Source organism: Sphingobacterium sp. UBA1498 (assembly GCF_002325125.1).
GTDB lineage: Bacteria > Bacteroidota > Bacteroidia > Sphingobacteriales > Sphingobacteriaceae > Sphingobacterium.
This window is the reverse complement of the sequence record NZ_DCRG01000023.1, coordinates 195429-221581: the sequence shown is the minus strand read 5'-3', so window position 1 is coordinate 221581 and position 26153 is coordinate 195429. Positions and strand designations below refer to the sequence as shown.

The window sequence follows — 26153 nt, the reverse complement described above, 5'->3', positions numbered from 1 at the left end:
ATGGCAGCACATCAGCGTAAAACAGGACTGGGAAGAGGTTTAGGTGCGCTATTAAACGATAGTGTAGAAGTTCCTGCTAAAAGTAATCAGCAAGTGGAAGAAGCTCCTCAAGTTACAACCACAGCTGTAAAAACAACGAATGAGAATGGCAGTATTAGCCATGTCCGTGTAGAAGAAATAGCTGTCAATCCTTTTCAACCGAGAACAGAATTTGACCCGGTTGCCTTACAGGAACTGTCGGAATCTATTCGTCTACAGGGGTTAATTCAACCCATCACCGTACGTAAAATTTCGGATGGTAATTATCAATTGATTTCCGGCGAACGTCGTCTCCGTGCTTCACGTTTGGCTGGCATTACCGAAATTCCAGCATATATCCGTACAGCCAACGACCAGCAGATGCTGGAAATGGCTTTGATTGAGAATATCCAGCGGGAGAACTTAAATGCGATTGAAGTAGCCTTGAGTTTTCAGCGCATGATTGAGGAGTGTAATTTAAAGCAGGAAGAGCTGGGAGAGCGTGTGAGTAAAAACCGGTCTACTGTCACAAATTATCTTCGTTTATTGAAACTTCCGCCTGTCATTCAAGCGGCGATACGGGATGGAGCATTGACCATGGGACATGCTCGCGCATTGATTAATATTCCTGAAGTTGATAAGCAGCTTTATATCTTTAAGTTGATTATTGATCAAGGTTTATCTGTTCGTAAGGCCGAGGAATTGGTTCGTGAACTACAAAAAGGTGGTAAGAAAAAGGCTGGAAAGGATAAAGCTCCGATGTCTTTTCAACTACAGAAAATTGAAGATGATCTGGCATCTAAATTCTCTTCGCGTGTCAAATTGAATCTCAAGAGTACCAAAGGGAAAGGTGCTATCGAGATCCCTTTTGAATCAGAGGATGATTTAAGTCGCATTCTAGAATTATTAGATTGGTAATATGGCCAAATTAATAAGCTTGATACTTGCAGTGTTTGCGCTGGCGATAGTACATGGGCAGACGGTGGATTCCATTGCGAAGAAACAAGTGGCACCTGTAAAAATAGATAGCATAAAGCAAAAAGGGGTACAGGATACTGTAAAGAAAGAATCTAGGAAAGAACGTAAAAAGCGGGAGAAAGAGGAAGCTAAGGCAAAGGAGAAGGTGGTGTTCAAAGATTCGACCCGCTTGGCTATTGAAGCAAAAAATAAGCAAGCCTGGAAACGTTCTTTGGTTCTTCCCGGATGGGGACAATATACAAATGGAGGCGTTTGGTGGATAAAGGTCCCTGCAATTTATGGCGGGTTATTGACAACTGTGCTTGTTTTTGATTTTAATAACCGTTATTATAAAGAATTGTTGGGGGTATTGCAAGACAAGGCTCTTGGAAGGCCAATCGATCCATATTATCTCAACGTTTCCGAGCAGTCTATCATTCGTGCAAAAGATAATGCGCGGCGAGATCGCGATCTCATGGTGCTTCTTACTTTGGGAGTGTATGGCCTTAACGTCGCCGAAGCCTATATCGACTCGATGCTTAAATATCGTTGGAGCATTGGTGATGATAAGCCTAAAAAGACTGCTTTATTAATTGGACCGACTCTAATGGATGCCAGTCTCGCGTCGGGAACTTATTCGTTTAAACCAACTGTTGGACTTAAATTGACCATGAAATTCAATTAAAATCTGATTTCTTCAACCTCATATTTCGATCGAAAATGACTGTTGATGTGGGGATGTATAATCTGAATTTCAGTAATATTAGTTTTACACGGTCTGTAAGATCAAGGATTATGGTTTTTAAATAGGGGTATTTCATTGAAATTTTTTAATTTTAAAAATAAACTATACTTTTTTCTGAATATATGAACATCATTCTCTTGGGATATGGCAAAATGGGGCAGATTATCGAAAGATACGCACTAAAAAGAGGCCATCAAATTTTTTTAGTTGTGGATGAACATAATCGTCCTAACCTGACTGCTGATGATATGAGAGGAGCTGATGTCGCGATAGACTTTAGTGTGCCTTCTGCAGCATTGGATAATATAAATCTTTGTCTGGAAGCAGGGGTGCCTATTGTGGTAGGGACAACGGGCTGGTACGATCAATTGGAAGATGTTAAGGCGAAGTGTTTGGCGTTTGGAGGTTCGATTTTGTACGGGTCTAACTTTTCTATCGGTGTGAACGTGTTTTTCCATATCAATCGCATGTTGGCAAAAGCATTACAACCTTACAAGCAATATGATGTTCAAGTCGAGGAAATTCACCATATCCACAAATTGGATGCTCCGAGTGGTACCGCAATAACCATTGCTGAGGGGATATTGGAGAATAGTGATGTGAAGACCAACTGGGTGAATACTGTCGTTGGCGAGCAAGATGAAATTATTCCAAAGCCCCAAGAACTTTTGATAGAAAGTCATCGCATTGAAGAAGTTCCGGGAACACATACGGTACTTTATAGTTCGGAGGTTGACCAGATAGAATTTAAGCATACTGCACATAGCCGTGATGGCTTTGCTTTGGGTGCTGTTGTTGCTGCGGAATGGTTAAATGGTAAAAAAGGCTTTTATCAAGTTACAGAGATTTTTGATTTTAATAAATAGTACTAATTAGTAGTTTATGGGCTTAATTATATTTGCGGTTTTAACAGCAATATCGGGATATGGGTTGTGGCAATTGTTTGTTAAAGCTGGCAGAAATGGCTGGGAAGCGATCGTTCCTTTTTACAGCCAGTATATTCAGGCAAAATTGATGGGGAGACCGCTATGGTGGGTAATATTATTGCTCGTTCCAATTGTCAATGTCTTTATTTTCTATAATCTTTATCTTGATTTTATCCATTGTTTTGGGAAGCGTCGTTTTTGGGAGAATGCGGCTGCGGTTTTAGTCCCTTTTATCGTGCTGCCCATGTGGGCAAAGGATAATAATGTGCGTTTTTTGAACGGCCTGTACGCTAAGAATCTGAAAGCTGCTAGTCAGGAAGGCATTGTAATGACTGAAGAGAAGCGTGCCGAAATAGCCCTTGAATCCTATAAAGAGTATAAAATTAAATATCCATACAAAAAGTCTATGGTACGCGAATGGGCTGATGCTATCGTATTTGCCACTGTCGCAGCGTCCCTTATTCGTGGTTTTCTGATCGAAGCTTATATGATTCCGACAGGATCTATGGAACGTACCTTGTTGGTTGGCGATTTCTTATTCGTCAGCAAGTTGAATTATGGGCCACGTATTCCTAATACGCCGATTGCTTTTCCTTTTGCGCATCATACCATGCCCATTACAGGAGGGAAAGCATATTCTGAATTGATAGAACTCCCTTATAAACGTCTACCTGGATTTCAAAAGATTGAGCGCAATGATGTGGTCGTCTTTAATTTTCCCGCTGGTGATACTGTCGCCCTCGAAAACCAAAATGCAAGTTATTATGATCTTGTTCGAGCGTATGGCTGGCAGACCGTGAATTCGCAGTTTACGATTCAGGCAAGGCCGATTGATAAGCGTGAGAACTATATTAAACGTTGTGTGGGATTGCCAGGGGATAAGATTTCCATGAAAGATGCCAAGCTTTTTGTAAATGATCAACCGGGATTTGATCCTCCTGAAAGTCAATTGGACTATCTGGTATTAACGGATGGTACACCCTTAAATATGGAAAGGTTAAAGGAGTTGAGAATTGAAGCAGTAGGTGGCGATCAGCAGCCTGGGGTCTATCAGTTGTTCATGACTCAAGATGAGCTGGCCATTGTAAAGTCCTGGTCGAATGTCAAAGAAATCAGAAGGAGCCCCGTTGGAGAAGGTGCTTATCCATATGATGCGCAATATAAATGGAATTTTGATAATTTTGGACCGATTTTAATTCCGAAAAAAGGTTGGTCAGTTGCTTTAAATGAGCAGACTTTACCCATCTATGAAAGAGCTATCCGCGTGTATGAGAATAATAAGCTTGAAAAGCGGTCGGATGGAATCTATATCAATGATGTTAAAGCAGATCACTATACATTTAAAATGGATTACTTTTGGATGATGGGTGACAATCGGCATAATTCGCTAGATTCAAGGGGATGGGGATTTGTTCCCGAGGATCATATTGTTGGAAAGGCTTTATTTACTTGGATGAGCTGGGATGACATTGGTACGGGACTCTCGAAAATTCGCTGGAATCGAATCTTTAAGGGCATTCATTAATCGGTGCAAATCAACATGCTAGCCTTCTGATCTGAAGGTAATAAAAAGGGCTTTCGTTAAGAAAGCCCTTTTTTCTGAAATTACTTGTGTTTACTGCTTATAGGCCTCGGTCTTCGCCGAAAGTTGTACTACTTCAAACAGGCGAGGTAACGTTTGATCGTTTCCTCTAATCCTAAATATAGTGCATCGGAGATAAGTGCATGGCCTATGCTTACTTCCAACAATTCCGGAATATGCTGATTGAAATATTGCAGATTGTTGAGGTCCAGATCATGGCCTGCATTGAGTCCTAATCCAACTTCACGCGCCTTTAAGGCTGCTTTGAAATAGGGCTTTATAGCAGTTTCTTTATCGAAACCATACTCCGTTGCAAATCCTTCTGTATAAAGTTCAATACGATCTGTTCCTGTTTCTGCGGCAGCTTCTACCATTTCTTCGACAGGATCAACAAAAATAGAAACACGTATCCCGGCATCTTTGAACAATTTGCACATATCTTGTAGGTAAGCTTTGTTCTTAATGGTATCCCAGCCATGATTGGAGGTCAATTGACCTTCGGTATCAGGTACTAACGTAACCTGTGCTGGTTTATTGGCCAATACAAGGTCTATAAATTTCTGCTCCTGGCAGTTTCCTTCAATATTCAGCTCAGTCTGAATTGCTGCTTTTAAGTCAAATACATCCTGATAGCGGATATGTCTTTCATCAGGTCTGGGGTGAACAGTGATACCCTGAGCACCAAAACGTTCACAGGCTAATGCTGCTGAGACTAGATTAGGATTATTCCCACCTCTAGAATTTCTGAGCGTTGCGATTTTATTGATATTTACTGAAAGTCTAGTCATTTTGCTGTATGTTGTGTTGTAAAAATACGAATAATATCTATTTTTTTTTAACTTGCATGTATGGATGGAATCGACTATAGCCTATTTAGCGGCTTTCGCCTCTTGGACGTTATCGATATTATATTGGTAGCGATTATTATCTACTATATTTATAGTTTGATTAGGGGTACCATTGCTGTTAATATCCTAATTGGTGTCGCATTGTTTTATGGCGTTTATATTGTCGTCAAGCAGATGCATATGCGTTTGCTGACAGAAATATTCGGCGGTTTTATATCGGTGGGTTCGATTGCGTTGATTGTCGTATTCCAGCAGGAAATCAGGCGGTTTTTGCTGCATGTTGGGAAGAATATATCGATGAAGCGAAAAAAGGTTTTTTGGTCGTTTATCGGGAATAAGAAGGCTATACAAAAGGATTTGACGGATGATTTAAGACCTGTAATTGAAGCCTGTAGAAGTATGTCGCGTACGCGCACCGGGGCATTGTTGGTTTTTTCAAAATATTTTGATGAGGAGTATTACCAGAGTAGTGGTGAATATATCGATGCTCATATTTCCAAACGTTTGATTGAAAGTATTTTTCATAAAAATAGTCCCTTGCATGATGGTGCGGTCGTTATTGTCGATTTTAAGATTATGACAGCATCATGTGTATTGCCTTTGTCGGATAGTGAGGATCTGCCCTTGCAATTTGGATTAAGGCATCGCGCGGCAATTGGAGTAACGGAAGTCTCCGACGCTATTGCTGTTATTGTTTCAGAAGAGACTGGCGAGATCTCTTTTGCGAAAGATGGAAATGTCAATATGAACGTTTCGCCGGAAGAACTTGAGCAGCTACTGAAAGATGAGTTGTAAAAAGTGATCATTGAATGCAATGCCCCAAAAAGTTAGTTGCTTTTTGGGGCATTGTTATGTATAGACCGCTATTTTTTCGCAGCATTGATCACTTGTGTATTCAACTTGATGTACTCAGCATTCTTGTCAGCTGTGGCCACTTCAAGACCTTTCGTGGCAGTTTCCACCGCTCCTTTTTTATCTCCTGCTTTCAATTGAGCTTTTGCTTTCCAATAAAGAACATGTGCAGCTTTGGGTTGGGCTTTAGCAGCTTCATCGAACCAGTTTAAAGCTTTATTCAGATCCAAATTATTAGTAAAGTAATATTGAGCGGCTGCAAAATATGGTTTTTTCTCCCCTTTCATAGCCTCATCGATTGAAGCTAATATTTTATCCTGCTGGTTTACTTTAAGGGCAATTTTTACAGCAGTTTTTTCCCAAGCCAAACTTAAAACCGCATCCGTTGGCGTAACATTGTCAAAAGCGATGGTAAAAGTTTCCACCGGATTGGCTAATGTCTGTGGTTTAACATTGAAGCGTAAAGCGTCTTCGGTTTGTTTATACGTGTATGCGCCCCATTGTTTTGTGTTTTTACTGATGATGATGGTCCACTCCGATTTGTTTGGGATAGTAAAAAGCGAATAGGTTCCTGCTGAAAGCTTATTGCCATTTAATGTAACATCTCCTTCAAAAGTTAATGTGGTATTGGTATTTGCTCCTGTACGCCACACCTGATTATAAGGGACGAGATCACCAAAGATCTTACGTCCATTCATACTTGGTCTGCTATAGTTTAGTGTTACATTTTCAATACCTAATCCTTGTGTAATCGTTTGTGAGCTGCTGGCTGCAGGAAGCTTAATTTGAGCAAAAGATTCTCCAGCCGTAAACATCATGGTTGCGGCAATGGCAATTGCAAAAAGATTTTTTTTCATCTGTATCATTGTTTGTTTTGTTGTCTACGCGTTTTGAACAGTTTCACGCCTCTATCTATCTTCTAAAAATAGGAAGAATTTCACAGAAAAAGGGCATCTATTTTTAGATGCCCTTTCGCTAGTTGCACTAAGGTGTTCTATTAAGCGTTTTCTTTTCCAATTTTATGCCCTTTAGTGGCAAAAAATAAGATATACAGGTAGGCCGGAACCATCGCAAAGAGAAACGCATGTTGGAAGTCAACATGTAAAGTGTCCTTTAAATAACCATATATCAAAGGCCAGATTGCTCCTCCGGCAATACCCATAATCATAATGCCTGATCCTGTTTTCGTAAAGCGTCCTAGTCCTTTTATACCCAGTGGGAAAATTGCTGGCCACATCAATGCATTCGCGACACCCAATAGGGCCACAAAGATATAAGACGTCAGTCCTGTAGAAAATGCTGAAATTGCCGTGAATGTTATTCCAACAATTGTACAGATACGTAAAGCGGTTTGCTGCGATACAAACCTCGGAATAGAGATAATACCAATGAAATAGCCAACTAGCATACATACTAGTGTAAACGTAGTGCCATACTTAACAAAAAATGGCGGCAGAGATAATAATCTCCCATAAGTTCCGATGATGTCGCCTGCCATTACTTCTACTGCAACGCAGAAGAAAATAGCGAGAAATCCTAAAAATAGATGTGGAAACTGAAAGATACTTGTCTTTTTAGTACTTGTGACAGCAGCGTCATCTGTTGCTTCTTCTTCCTTATTGACATCAACTTCGGGCATTTTTACAACAAATACGACAATCGCTAAAATCGCAACACCGATAGCCACTCCAATGTAGGGTCCATGAAGCCTTTCAGATAATTCCGCTAACAGTGCATCGTGTTCTGCACCTGCTTTGAGTTCTTTGATTCTACTGGAAATGCTGTCGTAATCTTTTAATAGGATGCTCCCCAAGACTACTGGAACAATCATGCCAGCTGTTTTATTGAAAATCCCTACGATGGAGATCCTTTGGGCGGCACTTTCTATGGGGCCGATTATACTTAAATAAGGGTTAATCGCTGTCTGTAAAAGCGCCATGCCTGAAGCTTGCACAAATATAGCAACCAAGAAGAGTTGGTAGCTCAGGTTTGATGCGGCAGGAATAATGATAAGGGCGCCTAAAATAATTAACACCAGACTGGCCACTAATCCATTTTTGAAGCCTGTTTTCCCTAAAATCCATGAACTGGGTAATGCGAGAAAAAAATAGGCAATATACGACGCGAACAGAATTAAAAATGCTTGTGTGTCGGTCTCTAAATTAAATGCTAAGCGTACAAAAGGGATCAATGCGCCATTGGCCCAAGTGATATATCCAAGAATAAAAAATAATGCACAGCAAATGAGCATAGGGACTATTGCTGTTTTACCCGAATTAGGATTAGTGGTCATTTTTTTAATTATATTTAGTTAAGTTATCGTTCACGCAGTAGAAATCTGTCGAAAAAGTAGCGTTAAGCAATCGATTGCATGCTATTTTGTTGATTTTTAAACTATCCAACGTACAAGACTACTTAAATTTATTGAATATAGGAAATAAATAAAGGCATATTTTTGCGCGGTTTTGGGAATTAATTCGTAGAAAAAAAGGAGGATAAATTGTAATTTATCCTCCTTTAAATTTTAATCTGACAGATTAAAATTTGATGGTTTTGGAATTCGAGTTGCCAAAAGCCCTATAAATTGTATTATTTTGGAACGATCGCTACTGTAAGTCTGGAAATACAATTTAATTTATTGAACCGGTCATACATCTTTATTTCCCAGATATGTGTGGAACGGCCAATATGTATTGGACTGCATTTCGCTGTAATTATTCCGCTGCTTACGGGACGTATATGGTTTGCGTTCACTTCAAGTCCAACGCCGCGATATTTATCTGGATCAACCACCAGGTTAGAGGCAATGCTGCCTAGAGACTCTGCCAGGACTACCGAGGCTCCACCATGTAATATTCCGTGCGGTTGCTTGACTTTATCCGTTACAGGCATAGTCGCTGTAATGGTGTTGTCATTTATTTCTGTCGCTTGAATTTCCAGGAGACCTGACAGGTATTTGTTAAAAAATACATTTATTTCCTCAATGCTGTAATGCTGAAACCAAATTTTTGACATCGTCTGAGTTTAAGTAACGTTCTTGGATAATAATGCGGTGATGATTGAGGTGTCCCGCAATAACATATAACAGTGCCTTTACACTTGTGAGTCGCTCAGATGCCATTCCTTTACGCTCCAATTCAGCGTCATTGAAACTGTTGAAAAGCATCATATTGGCTTTGCGAAGAAAGGTGAATTCTTTGCTCAAGCTTTCTAACGTACGATCATTATAGCGTGAATACTGGATGAGGTAGTCTTGGTCATAACCGGCTAGCTCCTTCAGGTCATTACGGGAGAAGCGCAACGCACGATAGGCCATGATTCGTTCATTATCGATGACGTGGCCAACGACTTCTTTGATGGTCCATTTATCCTCGGCGTATTTAAAATTGCCTCTTTCCTCAGGAATCGTGTCCAGAAATGCTGGAAAGGAGAGCGTTTGTTCTTCAAGTGCATCAAACACGTTATCGACGACAGTCTCAATATATGGCGCATAGACTGCTGGATATTCGTCAGATTTGAGTGGCTTCATATTTTAAATTGCTTTTTAAGATTATTCGAAATGTTGTTCCTTTACCTAATTCAGATTCTTTTACAAAAATTTGTCCTTGGTGATACCGTACCATTCTTTTTGTCAGACTAAGCCCAAGCCCCCAGCCTCTCTTTCTTGTTGTGAAGCCCGGCTGGAAAACTGATTCAAAATTAGATCTCGGAATTCCTTTGCCCGTATCGCTAATGTCTATAAAAATTTCATCTTTCGCAATATTTTCTGAAATATTAACAGTTATCTTTCCTTCTGTACCAATGGCATTTACTCCATTTTTCAATAAATTTTCTATAATCCAGTCGAAGAGCGGAATATTGAGCTTTGCTTCAAGATGTTTGTCTCCTTTTAATTCGAAAGTAATTTTATTGCTAGTCCGTATACGGAAATAATCCATGTAATTTTTAATGACCTCGTAGAGGTTGTGATTGGTCAGTACGGGAGTAGACCCTATTTTTGAAAAGCGGTCAGCGACGATTTCAAGCCGCTTTATGTCGTTTTCCATTTCATTTAGGGTATCATCTTCTTCGGCATCAAATTTTATACGAATCAGTTCTAGCCAACCCATCAACGACGAAATGGGGGTGCCCAATTGATGGGCAGCTTCTTTGGTGAGGCCTACCCAAACAAGATTTTGTTCAGATTTTCGGATAGAGTTGAAAACGGTATACGCAATGATCAGGAAGAGCGCAATGAGCGATAGTTGTACGTACGGAAACACCCTTAGCTGTTGCAAAAACCAAGAATCCTTGTAGTATACATGCCATTTTTGCCCGTTCTCTAATTCCAGAGTAATGGGGGGATGGCTTTTTTTCATAAATGCCAGCTGTTTTTGAAAATAAGCCGGGTCGTAATTTAGATGCTTTGTAACACTGTCGTTTTGTCCGGGCTTAATATTGGTCTTCGTAGAATCGAGGTTCCGCCAAAAAATGATATCTTCTTTATCGTCAGTAATAATCGCTGGTAAATTTAAGCTGTCTCTCACAGCGTAAATAAATGTAATGAACTCATCATCTACGTCGGGCATGGTCATGATATTTTTAGTACTCATGGCCCATACCTCGGCCTTTGAACGTTCGGCGTGAGCAAGATTTCGAACGAGGTAATTGGTGTACACCAAGGAGGCAACAGCAATGACTGCTGCAAAGATGAGCAAGATAAATTTCCAGCGTTGCTGGCTAATCTGATAGGGTTTCATGATTCCGTATTCGTGTCCTTCATCGCAAATTAGTGAATAAATGTCTGTTTTCTGCACTTTTATTTCATTGAAGAAGTGGTCGTAGCGCCCAAATCAAAAATTTTGTGGTAATTTTGCTTCATGAGTTCAGAAAGAAAAGTAAGAGTGCGTTTTGCACCAAGCCCTACAGGTGGTCTTCACCTTGGTGGGGTACGTACAGCTTTGTTTAATTTTCTCTATGCGCGTCAGCATCAGGGAGATTTTATTTTACGTGTCGAGGATACGGATCAAACTCGTTTTGTCTCAGGTGCTGAAGAATATATTAACGAATGTTTAGCATGGTGTGGTCTGAACCCTGATGAAAGTCCGTTAAAAGGGGGGAAATATGGGCCTTACCGTCAAAGTGAGCGAAAACCATCTTACCGGAAATATGCTGAGCAGTTGATCGCAAATGGGTATGCTTATTATGCCTTTGATACTGCTGAAGAGCTAGATGAACAGCGTAAATTACAGCCTAACTTCCGGTATAGCCACGAAAACAGACTTCAATTGCGCAATTCGTTGAGCCTATCTGAGACTGAAACTCAACAACTGTTGGATGCGGGAACTCCGCATACCATTCGTATAAAAATTCCTACAGATGACACGGTAACATTCACGGATATGATCCGAGGTAAGGTTGCTTTTGATACAAATCTTGTTGATGATAAGGTATTGCTTAAAGCTGATGGTATGCCCACTTATCACCTAGCCGTTGTTGTCGATGATAAAACCATGGATATTTCGCATGTATTCCGTGGCGAAGAGTGGTTGCCTTCGGCACCTATTCATATTTTGTTGTGGGAATACCTTGGATGGGGCGAAAGCATGCCGAGCTGGGCACATCTTCCTCTAATCCTCAAGCCCGATGGAAATGGTAAATTAAGTAAACGCGATGGCGATCGTTTGGGATTCCCTGTTTACGCGATGAACTGGACCGATGCGAACTCTGGCGATACAACAAAAGGTTTTCGTGAGATGGGTTTCTTGCCGGAGGCTTTCGTCAATATGCTTGGGGTGTTAGGCTGGAATGATGGAACTGAACAGGAACTTTTTTCTTTAGATGAATTGATCCAGAAATTCGGCGTTGACCGTATCAGTAAAGCTGGGGCGAAATTTGATTTTGAAAAAGCAAAATGGTTTAACCACGAATGGATCAAACGATCTTCAACAGAGTCGTTGTTACCGCAGATCAGAACAGTTTTGGAACATCATCAAGTAGCGGCTGATGATACTTATGTGAGTAAGGTATTGGATGCGGTAAAAGAGCGCCTGACCTTTGTGGAAGATTTTTGGAGCCAAGCGTCGTTTTTCTTCCTGCAACCTGCAGAGTATGATTTAAATGCAGTAAAGCCTAAATGGTCTGCGGAAAAAACTGCATTTTTTGAAGGCATTAACCAGTCTTTCGCAGGATTTAATACCTGGAAGGCCTCTGAGTTGGAACCTTTCTTCAAGGATGCAATTCAGGCATCCGGAATGAAAATGGGCGAACTGATGATGCCATTCCGTATTATGTTAGTCGGTGGGAAATTTGGACCAGATGTGTTTCAGATAGTTGAACTGCTGGGCAGAGATGAAGTCGTAAATCGTGTGAAAAAAGCACTTCAGGAATTTGATGCTTAAAGTAATAGCGTATAAAATACTAAAAGAGGCTATTTGCATTGATTTGCAAATAGCCTCTTTTAGTATTGTTGACTAGGGTTTCCATGAGTTTACTATGCTCATTTTACTGGAAAAGTTTATTTTCTTTGGCTTTGATGGAGTTGTTAGACCTTGTTAGGTAGGCGTCCCCTAGTTTGGTTATACTAGGCGTTTCCCTAGTTAGATTTATAAGTAAGGTAACCTCAGCCGGATATAAAGGGTCTTGACTGGGCCAAATAAGAATATTATTCCGGTGACAACTAATCCCAGCATTCCGAGGTAAGTAAATATTTCCATATTGCTGATTAGCGATGCTTGCTGACTCAAACTTCCGGAAAGACTTTTACTAACAATACGGTTTGCCACTTGATCGCCATATAATCCGCTATATTTCTCGATTAATGTGTTCCAGTAATTCATTGTCAACGGATTGCTTGTATTCAGTGTCTGTTCGAGTTGATTATAATGCTTTTTATTTAGTATATAGCTGATGTTTTGGATAAATGCAAATCCAATATTGGTACTCCAAAATCGAACAGTTGTACCCATGAGGCCGGCATTGCCTACATGTTGCGATTCGACACCTGTTAAAATGTAAATCACCAACGGGGTGAATAACCAGCCTTGTCCGATGCCCTGAATGAACAAAGGTAGACCAATGGCCCAGATTGTGGTATCAGGATAAAAGGTAGGGACAAAGAGAAAACAGGAAATTGCCAATATCAGAAAGCCAAAGCCAAAGCTATATTTAGGCGATACGTCGCGTAGAAGTAAGACGCCAGAACTGCCAACACCCAGGATAGTACCTATGACATTGATGTATTGTACATCAATAATGTAGTGCCAGGGCCATTTCCAGACGGTAGCCATGACGGTATAGACATTGTTGAGGCTGCTGCGAATAATATAAAAGAGAAAAAATAGGATAACTCCCAAAATCACATTTTTGTATCTCAAGACCTCAAAGTGAAAAAGAGGTCTTTTGACCAAACTTTGTTTAATTATAAAGAGTGCTCCGAACACCAGGAAAAGGGCAAAGTTGATGGTAATATTGGTGTGTTCAAACCAATAGTGTTTACGGCCATAAATTAGGACATAAGCGCCGCAACTCAATGAGAGCAGCAGAAACAGACAACTTGTGAGATCCAGTTGATAGAGGGGGAATTTTTTACTTAAGCGGTTATTGTTGAGTAAGAGCAGGGCTATCGCAATCACAATCAAATGCCAATAGAGTACAACGTGGATCATATCTTGCCATCCATAATCCATAATACTTTCTTTGAGCAAAGATGTTGTTAAGGTTGAGCCAGTAAGCATAAATGTATACAGGAAGAAATAGGCAATGGTGCGGCTCTTAGCATGTTTAATCTGGTTCATAACCATTGGAAGGAAGCAAGCTCCTTCAAGTACACAGAAAATACCTTCGGCTACACGCAGAACGCCAATAAGGATTGGATCTTTTGTCAATGAGATGCCTATTAAGATGAGGATGGAAGCACTGCAGGTCAACAGGATATATGTTCTCACCCTGAAATAAGAAAAAAGCCGCTGAAATATGAGTAAAGCAACCACAATGGCACCATACATCAAGGAAAGGAAATATTGAATATCTTCGGTTTCGATGTCAAGCGTCGACGCAGTAAATGCCGTGTTTGAATGGAAGAGCGACATTAACATGAGATGGGGAAACATCGCTAATATCATAAGCGGAAGTTTGATCCATTCGGGAACCCAGCTATAGTATAAAGATTTGTTGTTAAGCATGGTCAAATTAGGATTGATGGGCGGCATGAATGACAACGTTCATTCCGGCACGTAGTTTTTTAAGATCCTGCTGTGGATCAAAGACAATTTTAACGGGGATGCGCTGCTCTATTTTTACGAAGTTTCCGGTTGCGTTATCTTGGGGTATTACGGCAAATTTGGAACCTGATGCTGGAGAAAAAGAATGGATCTTTCCTTTAAAAAGAAGGTTGGGAAATGCATCCACCTGTATCGTCACGATAGTGCCTTCTATAAGATCTTCGAGCTGTGTTTCCCTGAAATTTGCATCGATCCATTTCTCTTCGCTAACTACATTTGCCAGCGTCTGGCCTTCCTTCACAAATTGTCCGGGTTGTATAGTCCGCTTGCCCACAAAACCGTCATAGGGCGCAGTTACTACGGCATAAGAAAGGAAAAGCTGCGCATTTGTTTTTGCGGCCTTTTTGATGTTAATATTCGCTTTTGCAGGTAACTCGTTTGCTTTTTCTTTGCTGGTATTCAGTCGCGCGGAATGATACTCTTCTGTCATAGCATGTAGTTGTGCTAATGCTAAATCGTAAGTTGCTTGGGCATTGTCGTATTGCTGTCTGGTTGCCGCATCAGCCTCATATAATTTCTTGAATCGACTATAATCCTGTTGCGTTTGCCATACACTTACTTTTGCTGCTTCTAATCTTGCCTTTTGAACCGAAATACTATTGGCAGTCGCATTGGCTGTTTTGCTGATTACCTCGGCATTTCTCTGGCTACTTTGGAGTTCGGCATTTGCGATATCTACCCTGGTCTGATATTCACTTGCATCTATGATTAATAGGGTGTCACCCTGATGCACATATTGATTTTCTTCAAATCGGACTTCTTTGATAAAACCGGGGATCCGACTAGCAACAGGGGTCACATATTGATCTATCTGTGCATCATTGGTCGTTACATATTGATGAGTAAAAATCAGATGCTTGGCCAGGAAGCCAATACCGGCCAATAATAATATACTGGCAAATAGGACAAGCACTCTATTAAATCCTTTTGTTTTGTCTTTTTTATCTTTTCTATTCATTATTCCATTCTACTTGCGCATTTTCCAAATTCTTCAGCTTTAGCATTCAGATCCACATTCCGATTCTGGTTATGAATTACCTGATACATCAATATCTGTCAATGCATTTTACTTAAAAGGGGGGCTTGAGTCCCGATCGACGTTTCTGTTTGGGAATATGGCCCGTACAAAGATACTGTAGGACGGAAATGATTTGTTTTGTATAGTCGGACGGATATTTGTTTATTTGCGCCATATTGTCGAAATAACGTAATTTTGAGTTATGGAAGAGGGCAAACTTGCAGCGATTGATGCTGAGCACTATGATTTTTATGTCGACCACCTCTACGTAGATCGTATTGATTCTCGCGAGTATCAACATAAAAAGGCGCGCCTGTTGTACGCTGAAGGCGGGATTATTCATGTATTTACAGCAACAAAGCACTGGTATTTGCCTGCAAGATTTTATATGTGGATTCCGGCAGATACAACTTATCATCTGGAAAGTACAAGCTCTCGTATTCCACTCTATAGTTTTTACTTTAAAGAAAGGCCGGGTATGCCATCTGTGCTTTCGGTGCCAAATATATTTCTAAGCAATGATTTGATGCGTGAAATGTTTTTATTTGCTCGAGATTGGGCTGGCGGGGTGAGCAAGATGACTGAATATTCTAAATATTGTCTCTTGCGTGCGATGATGGCTATTATTCCAGATACGAGTTCACCAGTAGATGCTTTTCCGATGCAGCATCCCTATCCTAAAAGTGAAAAGCTCAAAAGTGTGGCTCGGTATCTCAACAGCAACATCGATCAGGCCTTTACCATTGAACAGATTGCTGCGCGTTTTGGAATGAGTAGCCGCTCCTTATCCAGGCTTTTTAAAGAAGATATGGGCATCAGTTATATTCGGTTTTTAAGAGCGATACGAATTGCGAAAGCGCTGGAGCTCATGTCTGAAAATAACTACTCCATTCTCGAAATCGCCATGCGCGTGGGTTACAACGAGCTCTCTTCTTTCAGCAACATTTTTACACGCGTGACGGGTATTCGTCCATCGATTTATATGGCGAAGATCAATGGATACAAATAGCAGTAGTGATTGTATTTAGGCTAAAAGTTCCTGCAGATCTTCCTGAGAAAGTGACTTGATAAAGCTTTCTTCGGTTGTGATCAGGCTTTGTGCGATCGATTTCTTCTTATTCTGTAAGGCTAAGATTTTTTCTTCAACGGTATCTTTGCTGATAAATTTATAGATAAAGACGTTGCGCGTCTGACCGATGCGGTGCGAACGGTCTACGGCCTGTTGTTCTACGGCCGGATTCCACCAAGGGTCTAGGATAAAAACATAGTCTGCTTCAATAAGATTGAGTCCCACACCACCTGCCTTTATCGAAATGAGGAATAGCTTGGTATCGTTGTTTTTACGAAACTGACTGACCGCTTCATCCCGATTTTTTGTGCCACCATCCAGGTAGGCGTAGTTTATTCCTTTATGATCAAAATATTGGCGGAAGATATTGAGTTGTTTTACAAACTGCGAGAAAATCAGCACTTTGTTACCTCTCTGCATGACCATTTCAAGTGTTTCAATGACCGCTTCGAACTTACCGGAATCGCCCGAAAATTTCTCATCCACCATTCTGGGGTGATTGGCTAATTGCCGCAGCTTTGTCAATCCTTGTAAAAGTGCAATTTGGCTAGATTTTGGTTTGTTTTCCAATTGTCCGTCGAGGATTGCATTGCGATATTCAGATTTAACCTTCTCGTAAAGTTCGGACTGTTTTTCTGTCATCTCACAGTAGAGTACCTGTTCTGTCTTTGGCGGTAATTCTCTTGCCACCTGATCTTTTGTACGTCTTAATATAAACGGTTTAACAATCGCCTGGAGGCGTTGTGCTTTTTCTTCGTCTTTTTTCTTTTCTATTGGCTGCACAAACTCCTTTTGAAAATAGGTGTAACTACCCAACAGTCCGGGATTGGTGAAGTGCATCTGTGCCCAAAGATCCGAAACTGAATTTTCGACCGGGGTTCCACTTAAGGCCAGTTTATTTTTACTTTTTAGGCTTTTTACGGCTTTGAAAGATTTGGATGTAGGGTTTTTAATGTTCTGGCTTTCATCCAAGATAATATAGTTAAAATAGAAGCTACTCAAAGTATCCTCGTCTATACGTGCTATCCCGTAGGTGGTGATTATCAAATCATATTTGGAGAATAGTGAGGCATCTTTAATACGGTTATTCCCGGTATGAAGGTGAATATTAAGCTGTGGCGCGAATTGATGTGCTTCTTTTTGCCAGTTATATACTAATGAAGTCGGTAAGACCAAAAGCGAAGTACGTACATCCTGTTCATTCTGAAGCAGTTCTTTTTGTTGCTGCAATAAGGCTAATGTTTGTATGGTTTTACCTAAGCCCATATCATCCGCAAGACAGCCTCCAAACTTATACTGCTTTAGAAAATTAAACCAATTGTATCCTGCCTTTTGGTATGGGCGAAGATTTCCTTTGAAATGTTTTGGTTCGGGAATATCTGCAATTTCTTCGAAGTTGGCCAGATTTTGAAGTTTTCGGGTAAATACCAGTTGCGTATGTTCGCTAATTTCAAAGAGTAGGCCTATATGTACCTTATTTAATTTAAGTTCATGGCGATCTGCAGAAAATTGAAATAAATGATTGTACTGTGCAAACCATTCTTCGGGAATCATGGCAATTTCTCCATTCGGTAAAGTAAATTCCTTAATGTTATTGAGGATATGATTGCGCAGCTGAATAAATGGGATTTCGTAAGGTCCAAATTTTGCGATAGCACTGATATCAAACCAATCATTGTCTTCTTCAATGGAGATATCCAGCGAGGTCTGTCCTATGAAGAAGCACTTTTCTTCATTATTTTGTACAATTTGAAAGCCAAGTTTCTCCAGTTGTTCTTGGTGATTATTTATCCAGTCAAATATGGAAAGTCGTTTTCCAGCGGCTATCACTGGTGTCAATAAACCGAGTTGAAGGTCAAAATCCTGTAGCCCCAGCTTTTTTAAGTTTTCATGCTGTTGTTCTTCCCATTGCAAAGATCGTTTGACACGGTGGAAAATATAACGATCGTCTTCCTCCTGATAGACCATGCGGACAGTAACTTTATTTTCGGCACCAGCTGTAAAGATATGTTTACCGTACTTAAATTGCAGTTGAAGTTGTGAAGCTCCATCTTCGATATAAATCAAACGGAGAATTGGAATTGCTTGATGCTGATGGGTTTGGATGTCGAATCCTTCGGCATAAACATGATAGCGTTCTATCAAGCCACAGACAAAGGTTTCAAAATATTTTTTTTCAGTGCTCCTACCGACAGAAATATAGCGTTTATTCAAGAAGGGGCTAAGCTTTTTCCCTTCAAGGGTCTGATCGAAATAATAAAGGGTATTATTTAAAAGTAGCCATGCTTGTACATTGGTCAGCACGATAGCATTTTTGAACATGAACTCCAAACGCTGATTTTCGTATTTGATGGTCGGGAAATAGCGTGTTTCTTCTTCGTTTCGACGGAAATGAAAAAGTATCGAGGCGGCAGATGTGGCCAGTTTAATTTCTTGATCTGCAGGATACCCATCTTTGCTCATCATAAAGAATGGTTTGTCTCCAACAGTTTCAAAAAATTGAATCATTTTTTCATCTATTTTAGGACGAAGGAGTTCATAAAGCTTTTTATCAAAAACTTTGGAAAAGAAATCTACAGGTCTGATCGCTTTTTTGTAGTATTTTTTGATGAGGTGTGTTTGTTCGATTTCATCAAGCAGTCGAATGAGTTTGTAATCTACTTCATCTAATTCGGCGGCGTAGGCACCGACAGTGTTACTAAATATGCGTTGATATCGGAGTGAGTAAGTCCCATTGGGATTGAGTTGGACCATGTGTGGCTCAATGAGATAGCCGAGATAAGGGTGCTCACATATGGAATAAACGATTTTATATACTGGGAATGACTTTGACTGTTGCATTAAAAATAGCGGACCTTATAAATAAAGGTATCTAATATACAATAAAATATACCATTACTCGCAATTTGCCTGATGAAATTTTAAAAATTGGCGTGCTTGGATTGAAGATTCTGGAAGCGATTAGTGTTGATTGCCTGTAGCAACCTAATAGTTTCCATTGAAGACAAACTGCGCCGGTCCTTTTAAGAACACCTTTGTAAAATGCTGACCATTTTTATGGAAGGAGATGTAAAGCTGCCCTCCTAATACGCGGATAGGAATATTGATATCGCCTGTGAGATTCTGCTTTAGGGCGACGGCCATGGCTGCTGCAGTAGCACCAGTGCCACAGGCATAGGTTTCATCTTCGACACCGCGTTCAAAAGTACGCAGGAAATAACCGTCTCTTTCTGCTTCGATGAAATTTACATTGATGCCATCTTTTCCATATGTCGCATTATTACGAATGGCGTAGCCGTCTTGATAGACATTTTTATGCGCGAGATTTTCTACAAATTCAACATAGTGTGGAGAACCTGTTTGTAACAGGTAGGCGTCTCCATCACGGGCAAAATCTTGCACGTCGATCATTTGGAGATTGACAAGATCTGCAGATAAAGATGCATGGTGTATACCGTCTACTGCCAAAAAGACAGTTTTGTCAGTAATAATGCCAAGGTCGCGAGCAAAGGCGACAATACAACGGCCTCCATTACCACACATGCTTCCTTCTCTACCGTCTGCATTAAAGTAAACCATCTCAAAATCGTAATTTTCGTTCTGCTGTAAGAGCATCAGCCCGTCAGCACCAATACCAAATCGGCGGTCACATAGCTTCGCTACTAATGCTTCGTCTGCTCTGTCAAATGCATTTTGGCGATTGTCTACTAAGATGAAATCATTGCCTGCTCCTTGGTATTTAGAGAATCTTACTTTTGTTGCCATTCTGTTGATTTTTAGTAACAAAAGTACGTTTTTTTGTTACAAAAAAACCTTCTAAAGTTAAGATTTGTTAAAATGGTTGTATTTGTCTAGTAATTAACATTTTTTAACGTGTCGGATTTTCCGAAGGTTTCGAAATGGTATTACATTTGAACATATCCGAATAAAATCGGTAATTTTAAGAGCAAAAGTTATCAGCTTATATTAAGACATTTTAAAATAGAAATAAGTTTATGAATAAGGTCGGTTTAACGCTATTAACAGCTGTTTTCGGTGGAGCGGTAGCATTAGGAGGTTACAAGCTTATTGAGAATAAGAAGTTTGATGGTATGTCTTTCGAAGACAAACAAAAGGTTTATTTTGCAAATAATCCAACAGGAGTGATGTCCTCTACAGGTAACCCTGATTTTACGCAGGCTGCTGCTGCGGTGTCACCGGGTGTTGTACATATTAAAACCACATATAGCCGTAAGGGATCACAACAATCGCAGGGTTCTCCGTTTGACATGTTTGAAGAGTTTTTTGGCATGCCACAGGGGGGCGGGCGACGTCAAATGCAGTCGCAACCTGTACAAGCTTCTGGGTCAGGTGTAATTATCTCAGATGATGGTTATATCGTAACCAACAACCATGTGGTGGAAGATGCAGACAAGATTGAAGTTGTATTAACAGATAAGCGAACATTTGAAGCTAAATTGATCGGACGTGACCCAAATACCGACCTAGCTTTATTGAAGGTATCGGGCAAGGGGCTTCCCGTTGTTAAATTAGGTAACTCAGATAATGTCAATGTTGGTGAATGGGTATTGGCTTTTGGCTATCCACTTGGACTTCAGTCTACAGTGACTGCAGGTATCATTAGTGCGAAAGGGCGTCAGATTGGGATTTTAAGTGAAGGCCAGCAACAACAGCGTGGTAACCCATTTGGAGGTGGACAAGACCAAATTCCTGTCAGTTCAGCGATCGAATCTTTTATTCAGACAGATGCGGTAATTAATAGGGGTAATAGTGGCGGCGCTTTAACAAATGCTTCGGGTGAATTGATCGGTATTAATTCCGCTATTGCTTCTCCAACAGGTACCTATGCGGGTTATGGTTTTGCGATTCCTGTCAATTTGGTAAAGAAAATTGTTGATGACTTTGTTGAATACGGTAATGTAAAACGTGGTTACATCGGGGTAACTTATACTGAAATAACACCTGAATTGGCGAAAGAGAAGGGTTTTGCAGATGTTGATGGTCTTTATGTTCAGGATGTCGTAGCTGGTGGTGCTGCTGAGGCCGCAGGTATCAAGAAAGGTGATATATTGTCCAAAATTAATGGAAAAGTAATTACAGGTTCGCCTGTTTTAAGTGAAACTATAGGTCGTGCGCGTCCTGGAGATAAAGTAAATGTTACTTACAAACGAGATGGTAAGGAAAAACAGGTTACGATGACATTGAAAGGTGAAGATTCGTTAAAATCTGCGAATGCTGGCGGAAAAGCTTCGAAAAGCGCAACCGAAATTTATAACAAATTAGGAGCAAGCTTTATTCCTGCGTCTGCACAGAAGAAAAAGGAATTGGGTGTGAACTCCGGAGTTGTTGTCACTCAGGTGAATCGTGGTGGTATCTTTGATTACTTCGGTGTAGAGCGCGGGTTAGTTATTACTGAGGTCAACGGAAAGGCTGTTAATTCAGTGGATGATGTTGAAGCCGCTTTAGGAGCAACACAACGTAATATTGTACGTTTGAAAGGTGTGTCGCCTCAAGGTGGTGCTGTTCAATTGAGCTTCCCAGTAGAATATTAAGCATAGAATTAAGAATTGGTTGATTAATATAGTTTAGGTGGCTCTAGCCTTTAGGTTAGGCCACCTTTTTTTTGGCTTGGCAAAACTGCCTACGGTAAGGTTTGATTTCTTTTACAAAGGTGGAAGAAGCAACACCGTATTAAAAAAACATGGCTTGGTAAGAAGTTGGTCACTTTTAAGCGGGTTGTTTCGTTAATAATTTTAGTTTAGCTATTTTGCGGAATAAAAGTACAGAAGCAACTTGGCACTTGATAAGCTCAGACTTTTTGGACTTGCAATCTACTATAAATAGTGCTATTAATGAATCGATGGGGTGGCTAGTTGATTTAATTGAGTTTTTACGGAATTAGTCGAATTCCATAGCAGTAGTGGTATTTATTGTATAGCTTTTTAAACGTTATAAAAATGAAGATTTTAATGGTTTGTTTGGGTAATATCTGTCGTTCACCCCTTGCACACGGTATATTGAAGCAAAAGGCATTGGATAAACAATTGAACTGGGTCGTTGAATCGGCTGGTACAGGTGATTGGCACATTGGTGAAGCACCCGATCATAGGGCGATCGCAGTTGCCAAGAAATATGGTATCGATATATCGGGTCAGCGGGCCCGGCATTTTAAACCACAGTTTTTTGCTGAATATGATCTGATATTTGTCATGGATAGACAAAATTATGCAGATGTTTGTGCTCAGGTTATAGACAAAGCCGATCTGAACAAGGTTAAATTATTTTTAGGAGACGATATTGTTCCTGATCCCTATTTTGATGATAATTTGTTTGATCCGGTTTTTCAAATGATTGACCAACGTTGTGCAGAGGTGATTGCCAAAGAAGGGAATCGAATAGCATAAATGTATTCTTCTATATGTAAATTTGTTCGCAAATCAACACAAACTTATCTTAGTTTGTTTAAATCAAAAAAATGAAGGCAGCTGAAGTTAACAAGAAATGGATTATCCTGCAGGAGGAGATTGCTGCACTATTTGATATGGAAAAGCCAGACATCAAGGTGTGTTTATTCCTCATTGGTGTTCAGGAATTGGGCAAGGGAGCCCAGAAATTCTCGAAGCGGGAAAAGGAAGAGTTGATGCATATTGCCACTTGTCGTCTTTTTAGTGCGATGGGATTTTATACGCTGAAAGGTCTTGATGAGGAAGGATGGCCGCATTGGGAATTAATAAAACCAATTCCTAACTATACACTTTTGGAACAAGAACTGATTATGAAGTCTCTGATCATCGATTATTTTGAGGAATTAAATGTTATCTAGCGATCACGTCAAGAGAAAAATTAAATGTTCAAATGGGAACGTAGAACTATTAACAGATGAAATTTTTAAAAGCTAGTTTAATTGCAGTATTCTGCTTTTTACAGGTTTTGGCATTTGCGGCTAAACCTGAATTTAAATATGTACAGATCGTTACTGACAAGGGCATCTGTATTGTGCGGCTGTATAATGAAACGCCAAAACATCGAGATAACTTTGTCAAATTGGCAAAAAGCCAATATTATGATGGGACGCTGTTCCACCGCGTCATTCAGAATTTTATGATTCAAGGGGGTGATCCTGACTCAAAAAATGCGGTTGGCGGAGCTCAGTTGGGTAATGGGGGGCCTGGATACACCATTCCTGCGGAGATTCAGGATGGTTTATTTCACAAAAAAGGTGCTATCGGAGCTGCCCGGGATAATAATCCTGAAAAAGCTTCGTCGGGCTCTCAGTTTTATCTTGTTCAGGGAAAGGTATTTAGTCCTGAAGATCTCAATCGGTTGGAGCAGACCCGAATGAATGGCAAGAGATTTTCTGATACTCAACGTCAGGTATACACCACTATTGGTGGTGCGCCCCATTTAGACTGGAATTATACTGTATTTGGTGAGTTGGTCAAAGGTGTAGATGTTATCGATCAGATTGCAGCGGTAAAGACAGATCAGCATGATAGGCCAGAAACCGATCAAAAAATGACCATGCATGTACTTACGAGGCGAGAGGCATTAAACTTGGAACGTGAACTTAAAGGTTTAAAACCTCAAACGGGTATCTTTTCAAAGATTGGTGATTTATTCTCTTCAAAGGACTACTAATGTTATGTTGAAATAATATATTAGGGATTGAGAAGGTTTCTTGTTTCTATAATCTAGCATCACAATAATAAACAATGAAAATAGTAACTTATAATGTGAATGGCTTGCGTGCGGCCTTAAAGAAAGATTGGTTGGGCTGGTTGAAAGCTGTAAATGCAGATGTCATCTGTCTTCAGGAGATTAAGGCTACGCCTGATCAGATTCCCGAAGTTGCCCTACTGGAGGAAATGGGCTATGAGCATTACTGGTATCCAGCGCAAAAGAAGGGGTACAGCGGAGTTGCCTTGTTTACCAAGCTGACACCTAAGCATATTGAGTACGGTTGTGGTCATGAGGATTATGATTTTGAAGGTCGTATTATCCGTGCTGATTTTGATCAACTGTCGGTGATGAGTACCTATTTTCCTTCGGGTACAACCGGGGACGTAAGACAGGATTTTAAATACCGCTTTTTGAAGGATTTTCAGTTGTATAGCGATAAGCTTTTGGTGGAAAAGCCGAATCTGGTTGTCTGCGGTGACTATAATATTTGCCATCGTGCCATCGATATTCATAATCCAAAATCAAATGCGAACTCTTCGGGATTTCTTCCGGAAGAGCGCGAATGGATGGAGAATTTTATTAATTCAGGTTATATTGACTCTTTTCGCCATCTAAATCCAGATCCGCACCATTATACCTGGTGGAGTTATCGTGCTGGAGCGCGTGCAAAGAATTTGGGTTGGCGCATTGATTATAATATGGTTTCTAAGTCTTTGGCCGACCATATCAAATCTTCCAGTATATTGCCGGATGCTGTGCATTCCGATCATTGCCCGGTAGTATTAGAGCTAGCGCTCCAATAAAATGTTAATCATACAAAAGGCTTNNAAGCCTTTTGTATGATTAACAGCAGCAGCACTGCCTTTGAATAGCTATTTTAACTGACTATGAATGATGGAAAGCTGCTGAGCAACTTTTTCTGCAATCGTCAGAAATGATTTTGTTACAGGATCTTCGTTGTCTATCGCAATGGGGAATCCATTATCTCCAGCATCAGAAATACCCTTTAATAGTGGTATCTCGCCAAGGAAAGGTACTTTATATTCTTCAGCTAACCTTTTTCCGCCGTCTTTTCCAAAAATATAATATCTATTATCAGGAAGCTCCGCTGGTGTAAAATAAGCCATATTTTCCACCACGCCCAGTAACGGAATATTGATACTATCCATTAAAAACATACCTATACCTTTGACAGCGTCAGCTAGGGCAACTTGCTGCGGAGTAGTGACGATCACTGCGCCCGCAATCGGGAAAGTTTGTGATACGGTAATATGGATGTCGCCTGTACCTGGCGGCATATCAACCACTAGATAATCGAGTTCACCCCAGTGTGCATCATTAAAGAGTTGCTTGATTGCAGAGGTGGTCATGGGGCCACGCCATGGGATAGGCTGGTTTGGGTCGGTGAAGAATCCGATTGAAAGTAATTTTAGTCCAAATTTTTCAAGCGGTTCAATCTTAACCTGGCCATCAGGCATTTCTACTGATCCGGGTTTAGCACCTTCTAGGCCAAACATAATCGGAAGTGAAGGTCCATAGATGTCAGCGTCTAAAAGTCCTGTTTTAGCTCCTTTAGCATGGAGAGCAAGCGCCAAATTGGCGGCAACAGTTGACTTTCCAACTCCACCTTTTCCTGAGGAAACCAAGATGATGTTTTTAATGCCTGAAACCTGTGCGCCTTGTTTCCCGATCACATTGGATGTCATGTTGATCTGAACTTCGAGATTTTTGTCGATGAAATGAGCGATGGCGTTTCGGCACGCGTGTTCAATATGGGCCTTAAGTGGACAAGCGGGAGTAGTTAAAATGACATCGAAAGAAATTTTTTCACCTTCGATCCCGATATTTTGAATCATATTCAATGTGACAAGATCCTTTTTCAAATCAGGCTCTTCTACATAGGATAATGCATTTAATATTTGTTCTTTGGTAACCATCTATTGTTCATTTGTAATCATGGATTACAAAACTACTCATTGCGGATCAATTTCATGTCATTTCTCTGTTTTTAATGGGATTAAAGTTACTGGATATAGGGCTGGCTTTTAGGAAAGATCGCTTTCGTGGAACATTTTCATTTTTATGTAATTAATGCGTTTGTCAATAAATTTGTCGTGCTGAAGTCACGGATAAAAGCGACCATCGTTTCCGTGAATTATAATTGTATATACAGCCAAATTTATCTAAGTTTGACTGT

At 40.3% G+C, this 26153-nt stretch carries 23 protein-coding genes; 12 read left to right on the top strand and 11 right to left on the bottom strand.

Going from position 1 to position 26153, the window contains the following annotated elements:
* The 4 genes from B3139_RS14130 (at nt 1) to lepB (ending at nt 4171) form a co-directional block, all read left to right on the top strand.
* Nucleotides 1–936: a ParB/RepB/Spo0J family partition protein gene (locus B3139_RS14130; RefSeq protein ID WP_209578517.1), complete on the top strand. Its 936-nt coding sequence runs from the start codon at nt 1–3 to the stop codon at nt 934–936.
* 1 nt (nt 937) lies between these two features.
* A complete protein-coding gene (locus tag B3139_RS14125; protein ID WP_209578518.1) occupies nt 938–1660 on the top strand; it encodes a DUF5683 domain-containing protein in 723 nt (240 codons plus the stop codon).
* 182 nt (nt 1661–1842) lie between these two features.
* On the top strand, nt 1843–2586 hold the full coding sequence (gene dapB / locus B3139_RS14120; protein ID WP_209578519.1) for a 4-hydroxy-tetrahydrodipicolinate reductase: 744 nt from the start codon (nt 1843–1845) through the stop codon (nt 2584–2586).
* A 16-nt stretch (nt 2587–2602) separates the two neighbouring features.
* Complete coding sequence (gene lepB / locus B3139_RS14115; RefSeq protein WP_293884139.1) at nt 2603–4171, top strand: signal peptidase I; 1569 nt, start codon at nt 2603–2605, stop codon at nt 4169–4171.
* A gap of 128 nt (nt 4172–4299) precedes the next feature.
* On the opposite strand, the gene B3139_RS14110 is transcribed toward lepB, so the two are convergent.
* The gene (locus tag B3139_RS14110; protein ID WP_209578521.1) at nt 4300–5016 is read right to left on the bottom strand and encodes a pyridoxine 5'-phosphate synthase; all 717 of its coding nucleotides are present in this window, start codon (nt 5014–5016) and stop codon (nt 4300–4302) included.
* Between the two features lie 60 nt (nt 5017–5076).
* On the opposite strand from B3139_RS14110, the gene cdaA reads away from it, so the two are divergent.
* Nucleotides 5077–5871, top strand: coding sequence for a diadenylate cyclase CdaA (gene cdaA / locus B3139_RS14105; protein WP_209578522.1), 795 nt, complete (start codon nt 5077–5079; stop codon nt 5869–5871).
* 68 nt (nt 5872–5939) lie between these two features.
* On the opposite strand, the gene B3139_RS14100 is transcribed toward cdaA, so the two are convergent.
* The 5 genes from B3139_RS14100 to B3139_RS14080 all read right to left on the bottom strand — a co-directional run bounded on the left by B3139_RS14100 (nt 5940) and on the right by B3139_RS14080 (nt 10667).
* Entirely contained in the window at nt 5940–6785 is an 846-nt protein-coding gene (locus B3139_RS14100) for a DUF2911 domain-containing protein (protein ID WP_209578523.1), read from the bottom strand.
* A gap of 140 nt (nt 6786–6925) precedes the next feature.
* Complete coding sequence (locus tag B3139_RS14095; RefSeq protein WP_293884135.1) at nt 6926–8221, bottom strand: sugar MFS transporter; 1296 nt, start codon at nt 8219–8221, stop codon at nt 6926–6928.
* Nucleotides 8222–8517: 296 nt separating this feature from the next.
* The gene (locus B3139_RS14090) at nt 8518–8943 is read right to left on the bottom strand and encodes a hotdog fold thioesterase (protein WP_209578524.1); all 426 of its coding nucleotides are present in this window, start codon (nt 8941–8943) and stop codon (nt 8518–8520) included.
* Entirely contained in the window at nt 8909–9457 is a 549-nt protein-coding gene (locus B3139_RS14085) for a DinB family protein (protein WP_209578525.1), read from the bottom strand. The genes B3139_RS14090 and B3139_RS14085 overlap by 35 nt, the downstream gene beginning before the upstream one ends.
* Nucleotides 9438–10667, bottom strand: coding sequence for a sensor histidine kinase (locus B3139_RS14080; protein WP_293884260.1), 1230 nt, complete (start codon nt 10665–10667; stop codon nt 9438–9440). Before B3139_RS14080 ends, B3139_RS14085 begins: the two co-directional genes overlap by 20 nt.
* A 120-nt stretch (nt 10668–10787) precedes the next feature.
* Here B3139_RS14080 and gltX point away from each other — a divergent pair, with 120 nt between their 5' ends.
* On the top strand, nt 10788–12308 hold the full coding sequence (gltX, locus tag B3139_RS14075; protein ID WP_293884130.1) for a glutamate--tRNA ligase: 1521 nt from the start codon (nt 10788–10790) through the stop codon (nt 12306–12308).
* A 204-nt stretch (nt 12309–12512) separates the two neighbouring features.
* On the opposite strand, the gene B3139_RS14070 is transcribed toward gltX, so the two are convergent.
* Together B3139_RS14070 and B3139_RS14065 are read right to left on the bottom strand one after the other, a co-directional pair.
* The gene (locus B3139_RS14070; protein WP_293884128.1) at nt 12513–14090 is read right to left on the bottom strand and encodes an MFS transporter; all 1578 of its coding nucleotides are present in this window, start codon (nt 14088–14090) and stop codon (nt 12513–12515) included.
* Nucleotides 14091–14097: 7 nt separating this feature from the next.
* On the bottom strand, nt 14098–15147 hold the full coding sequence (locus B3139_RS14065; RefSeq protein ID WP_293884126.1) for an HlyD family secretion protein: 1050 nt from the start codon (nt 15145–15147) through the stop codon (nt 14098–14100).
* Nucleotides 15148–15409: 262 nt separating this feature from the next.
* Here B3139_RS14065 and B3139_RS14060 point away from each other — a divergent pair, with 262 nt between their 5' ends.
* Nucleotides 15410–16216 (top strand): AraC family transcriptional regulator, encoded by an 807-nt coding sequence (locus B3139_RS14060; RefSeq protein ID WP_293884124.1) that lies wholly within the window; start codon nt 15410–15412, stop codon nt 16214–16216.
* Nucleotides 16217–16231: 15 nt separating this feature from the next.
* On the opposite strand, the gene B3139_RS14055 is transcribed toward B3139_RS14060, so the two are convergent.
* Both B3139_RS14055 and dapF read right to left on the bottom strand, forming a co-directional pair.
* Nucleotides 16232–19117, bottom strand: a complete 2886-nt coding sequence (locus tag B3139_RS14055; RefSeq protein WP_293884122.1) for a DEAD/DEAH box helicase — start codon at nt 19115–19117, stop codon at nt 16232–16234.
* Nucleotides 19118–19261: 144 nt separating this feature from the next.
* Nucleotides 19262–20041: a diaminopimelate epimerase gene (gene dapF / locus B3139_RS14050; RefSeq protein ID WP_293884120.1), complete on the bottom strand. Its 780-nt coding sequence runs from the start codon at nt 20039–20041 to the stop codon at nt 19262–19264.
* A 230-nt stretch (nt 20042–20271) separates the two neighbouring features.
* Between dapF and B3139_RS14045 the strand changes: the two genes are divergently transcribed.
* The 5 genes from B3139_RS14045 to B3139_RS14025 all read left to right on the top strand — a co-directional run bounded on the left by B3139_RS14045 (nt 20272) and on the right by B3139_RS14025 (nt 24759).
* Nucleotides 20272–21828 carry a Do family serine endopeptidase gene (locus B3139_RS14045; protein ID WP_293884118.1) on the top strand — a complete coding sequence of 519 codons (1557 nt, stop codon included), beginning with the start codon at nt 20272–20274 and terminating at the stop codon, nt 21826–21828.
* 405 nt (nt 21829–22233) lie between these two features.
* Nucleotides 22234–22680, top strand: coding sequence for a low molecular weight protein-tyrosine-phosphatase (locus tag B3139_RS14040; protein WP_293884116.1), 447 nt, complete (start codon nt 22234–22236; stop codon nt 22678–22680).
* 71 nt (nt 22681–22751) lie between these two features.
* Complete coding sequence (locus B3139_RS14035) at nt 22752–23099, top strand: hypothetical protein (protein WP_293884114.1); 348 nt, start codon at nt 22752–22754, stop codon at nt 23097–23099.
* Nucleotides 23100–23155: 56 nt separating this feature from the next.
* The gene (locus B3139_RS14030; RefSeq protein ID WP_293884112.1) at nt 23156–23914 is read left to right on the top strand and encodes a peptidylprolyl isomerase; all 759 of its coding nucleotides are present in this window, start codon (nt 23156–23158) and stop codon (nt 23912–23914) included.
* Between the two features lie 74 nt (nt 23915–23988).
* Nucleotides 23989–24759 (top strand): exodeoxyribonuclease III, encoded by a 771-nt coding sequence (locus B3139_RS14025; protein WP_293884110.1) that lies wholly within the window; start codon nt 23989–23991, stop codon nt 24757–24759.
* Nucleotides 24760–24828: 69 nt separating this feature from the next.
* On the opposite strand, the gene B3139_RS14020 is transcribed toward B3139_RS14025, so the two are convergent.
* On the bottom strand, nt 24829–25893 hold the full coding sequence (locus B3139_RS14020) for an Mrp/NBP35 family ATP-binding protein (protein WP_293884109.1): 1065 nt from the start codon (nt 25891–25893) through the stop codon (nt 24829–24831).
* Between the last annotated feature and the right edge of the window lie 260 nt (nt 25894–26153).

Excerpts from the sequence above, each read along its gene's own strand:
- B3139_RS14090 (WP_209578524.1), bottom strand. The coding sequence starts at position 8,943 with ATGTCAAAAATTTGGTTTCAGCATTACAGCATTGAGGAAATAAATGTA.
- B3139_RS14035 (WP_293884114.1), top strand. The coding sequence starts at position 22,752 with ATGAAGGCAGCTGAAGTTAACAAGAAATGGATTATCCTGCAGGAGGAG.
- gltX (WP_293884130.1), top strand. The coding sequence starts at position 10,788 with ATGAGTTCAGAAAGAAAAGTAAGAGTGCGTTTTGCACCAAGCCCTACA.
- B3139_RS14055 (WP_293884122.1), bottom strand. The coding sequence starts at position 19,117 with ATGCAACAGTCAAAGTCATTCCCAGTATATAAAATCGTTTATTCCATA.
- B3139_RS14080 (WP_293884260.1), bottom strand. The coding sequence starts at position 10,667 with ATGAAACCCTATCAGATTAGCCAGCAACGCTGGAAATTTATCTTGCTC.
- B3139_RS14095 (WP_293884135.1), bottom strand. The coding sequence starts at position 8,221 with ATGACCACTAATCCTAATTCGGGTAAAACAGCAATAGTCCCTATGCTC.
- B3139_RS14110 (WP_209578521.1), bottom strand. The coding sequence starts at position 5,016 with ATGACTAGACTTTCAGTAAATATCAATAAAATCGCAACGCTCAGAAAT.
- dapF (WP_293884120.1), bottom strand. The coding sequence starts at position 20,041 with ATGGCAACAAAAGTAAGATTCTCTAAATACCAAGGAGCAGGCAATGAT.
- B3139_RS14085 (WP_209578525.1), bottom strand. The coding sequence starts at position 9,457 with ATGAAGCCACTCAAATCTGACGAATATCCAGCAGTCTATGCGCCATAT.
- B3139_RS14100 (WP_209578523.1), bottom strand. The coding sequence starts at position 6,785 with ATGAAAAAAAATCTTTTTGCAATTGCCATTGCCGCAACCATGATGTTT.
- B3139_RS14025 (WP_293884110.1), top strand. The coding sequence starts at position 23,989 with ATGAAAATAGTAACTTATAATGTGAATGGCTTGCGTGCGGCCTTAAAG.
- B3139_RS14060 (WP_293884124.1), top strand. The coding sequence starts at position 15,410 with ATGGAAGAGGGCAAACTTGCAGCGATTGATGCTGAGCACTATGATTTT.
- B3139_RS14125 (WP_209578518.1), top strand. The coding sequence starts at position 938 with ATGGCCAAATTAATAAGCTTGATACTTGCAGTGTTTGCGCTGGCGATA.
- lepB (WP_293884139.1), top strand. The coding sequence starts at position 2,603 with ATGGGCTTAATTATATTTGCGGTTTTAACAGCAATATCGGGATATGGG.
- B3139_RS14045 (WP_293884118.1), top strand. The coding sequence starts at position 20,272 with ATGAATAAGGTCGGTTTAACGCTATTAACAGCTGTTTTCGGTGGAGCG.
- B3139_RS14040 (WP_293884116.1), top strand. The coding sequence starts at position 22,234 with ATGAAGATTTTAATGGTTTGTTTGGGTAATATCTGTCGTTCACCCCTT.
- B3139_RS14030 (WP_293884112.1), top strand. The coding sequence starts at position 23,156 with ATGAAATTTTTAAAAGCTAGTTTAATTGCAGTATTCTGCTTTTTACAG.
- B3139_RS14070 (WP_293884128.1), bottom strand. The coding sequence starts at position 14,090 with ATGCTTAACAACAAATCTTTATACTATAGCTGGGTTCCCGAATGGATC.
- cdaA (WP_209578522.1), top strand. The coding sequence starts at position 5,077 with ATGGATGGAATCGACTATAGCCTATTTAGCGGCTTTCGCCTCTTGGAC.
- B3139_RS14130 (WP_209578517.1), top strand. The coding sequence starts at position 1 with ATGGCAGCACATCAGCGTAAAACAGGACTGGGAAGAGGTTTAGGTGCG.
- dapB (WP_209578519.1), top strand. The coding sequence starts at position 1,843 with ATGAACATCATTCTCTTGGGATATGGCAAAATGGGGCAGATTATCGAA.
- B3139_RS14020 (WP_293884109.1), bottom strand. The coding sequence starts at position 25,893 with ATGGTTACCAAAGAACAAATATTAAATGCATTATCCTATGTAGAAGAG.
- B3139_RS14065 (WP_293884126.1), bottom strand. The coding sequence starts at position 15,147 with ATGAATAGAAAAGATAAAAAAGACAAAACAAAAGGATTTAATAGAGTG.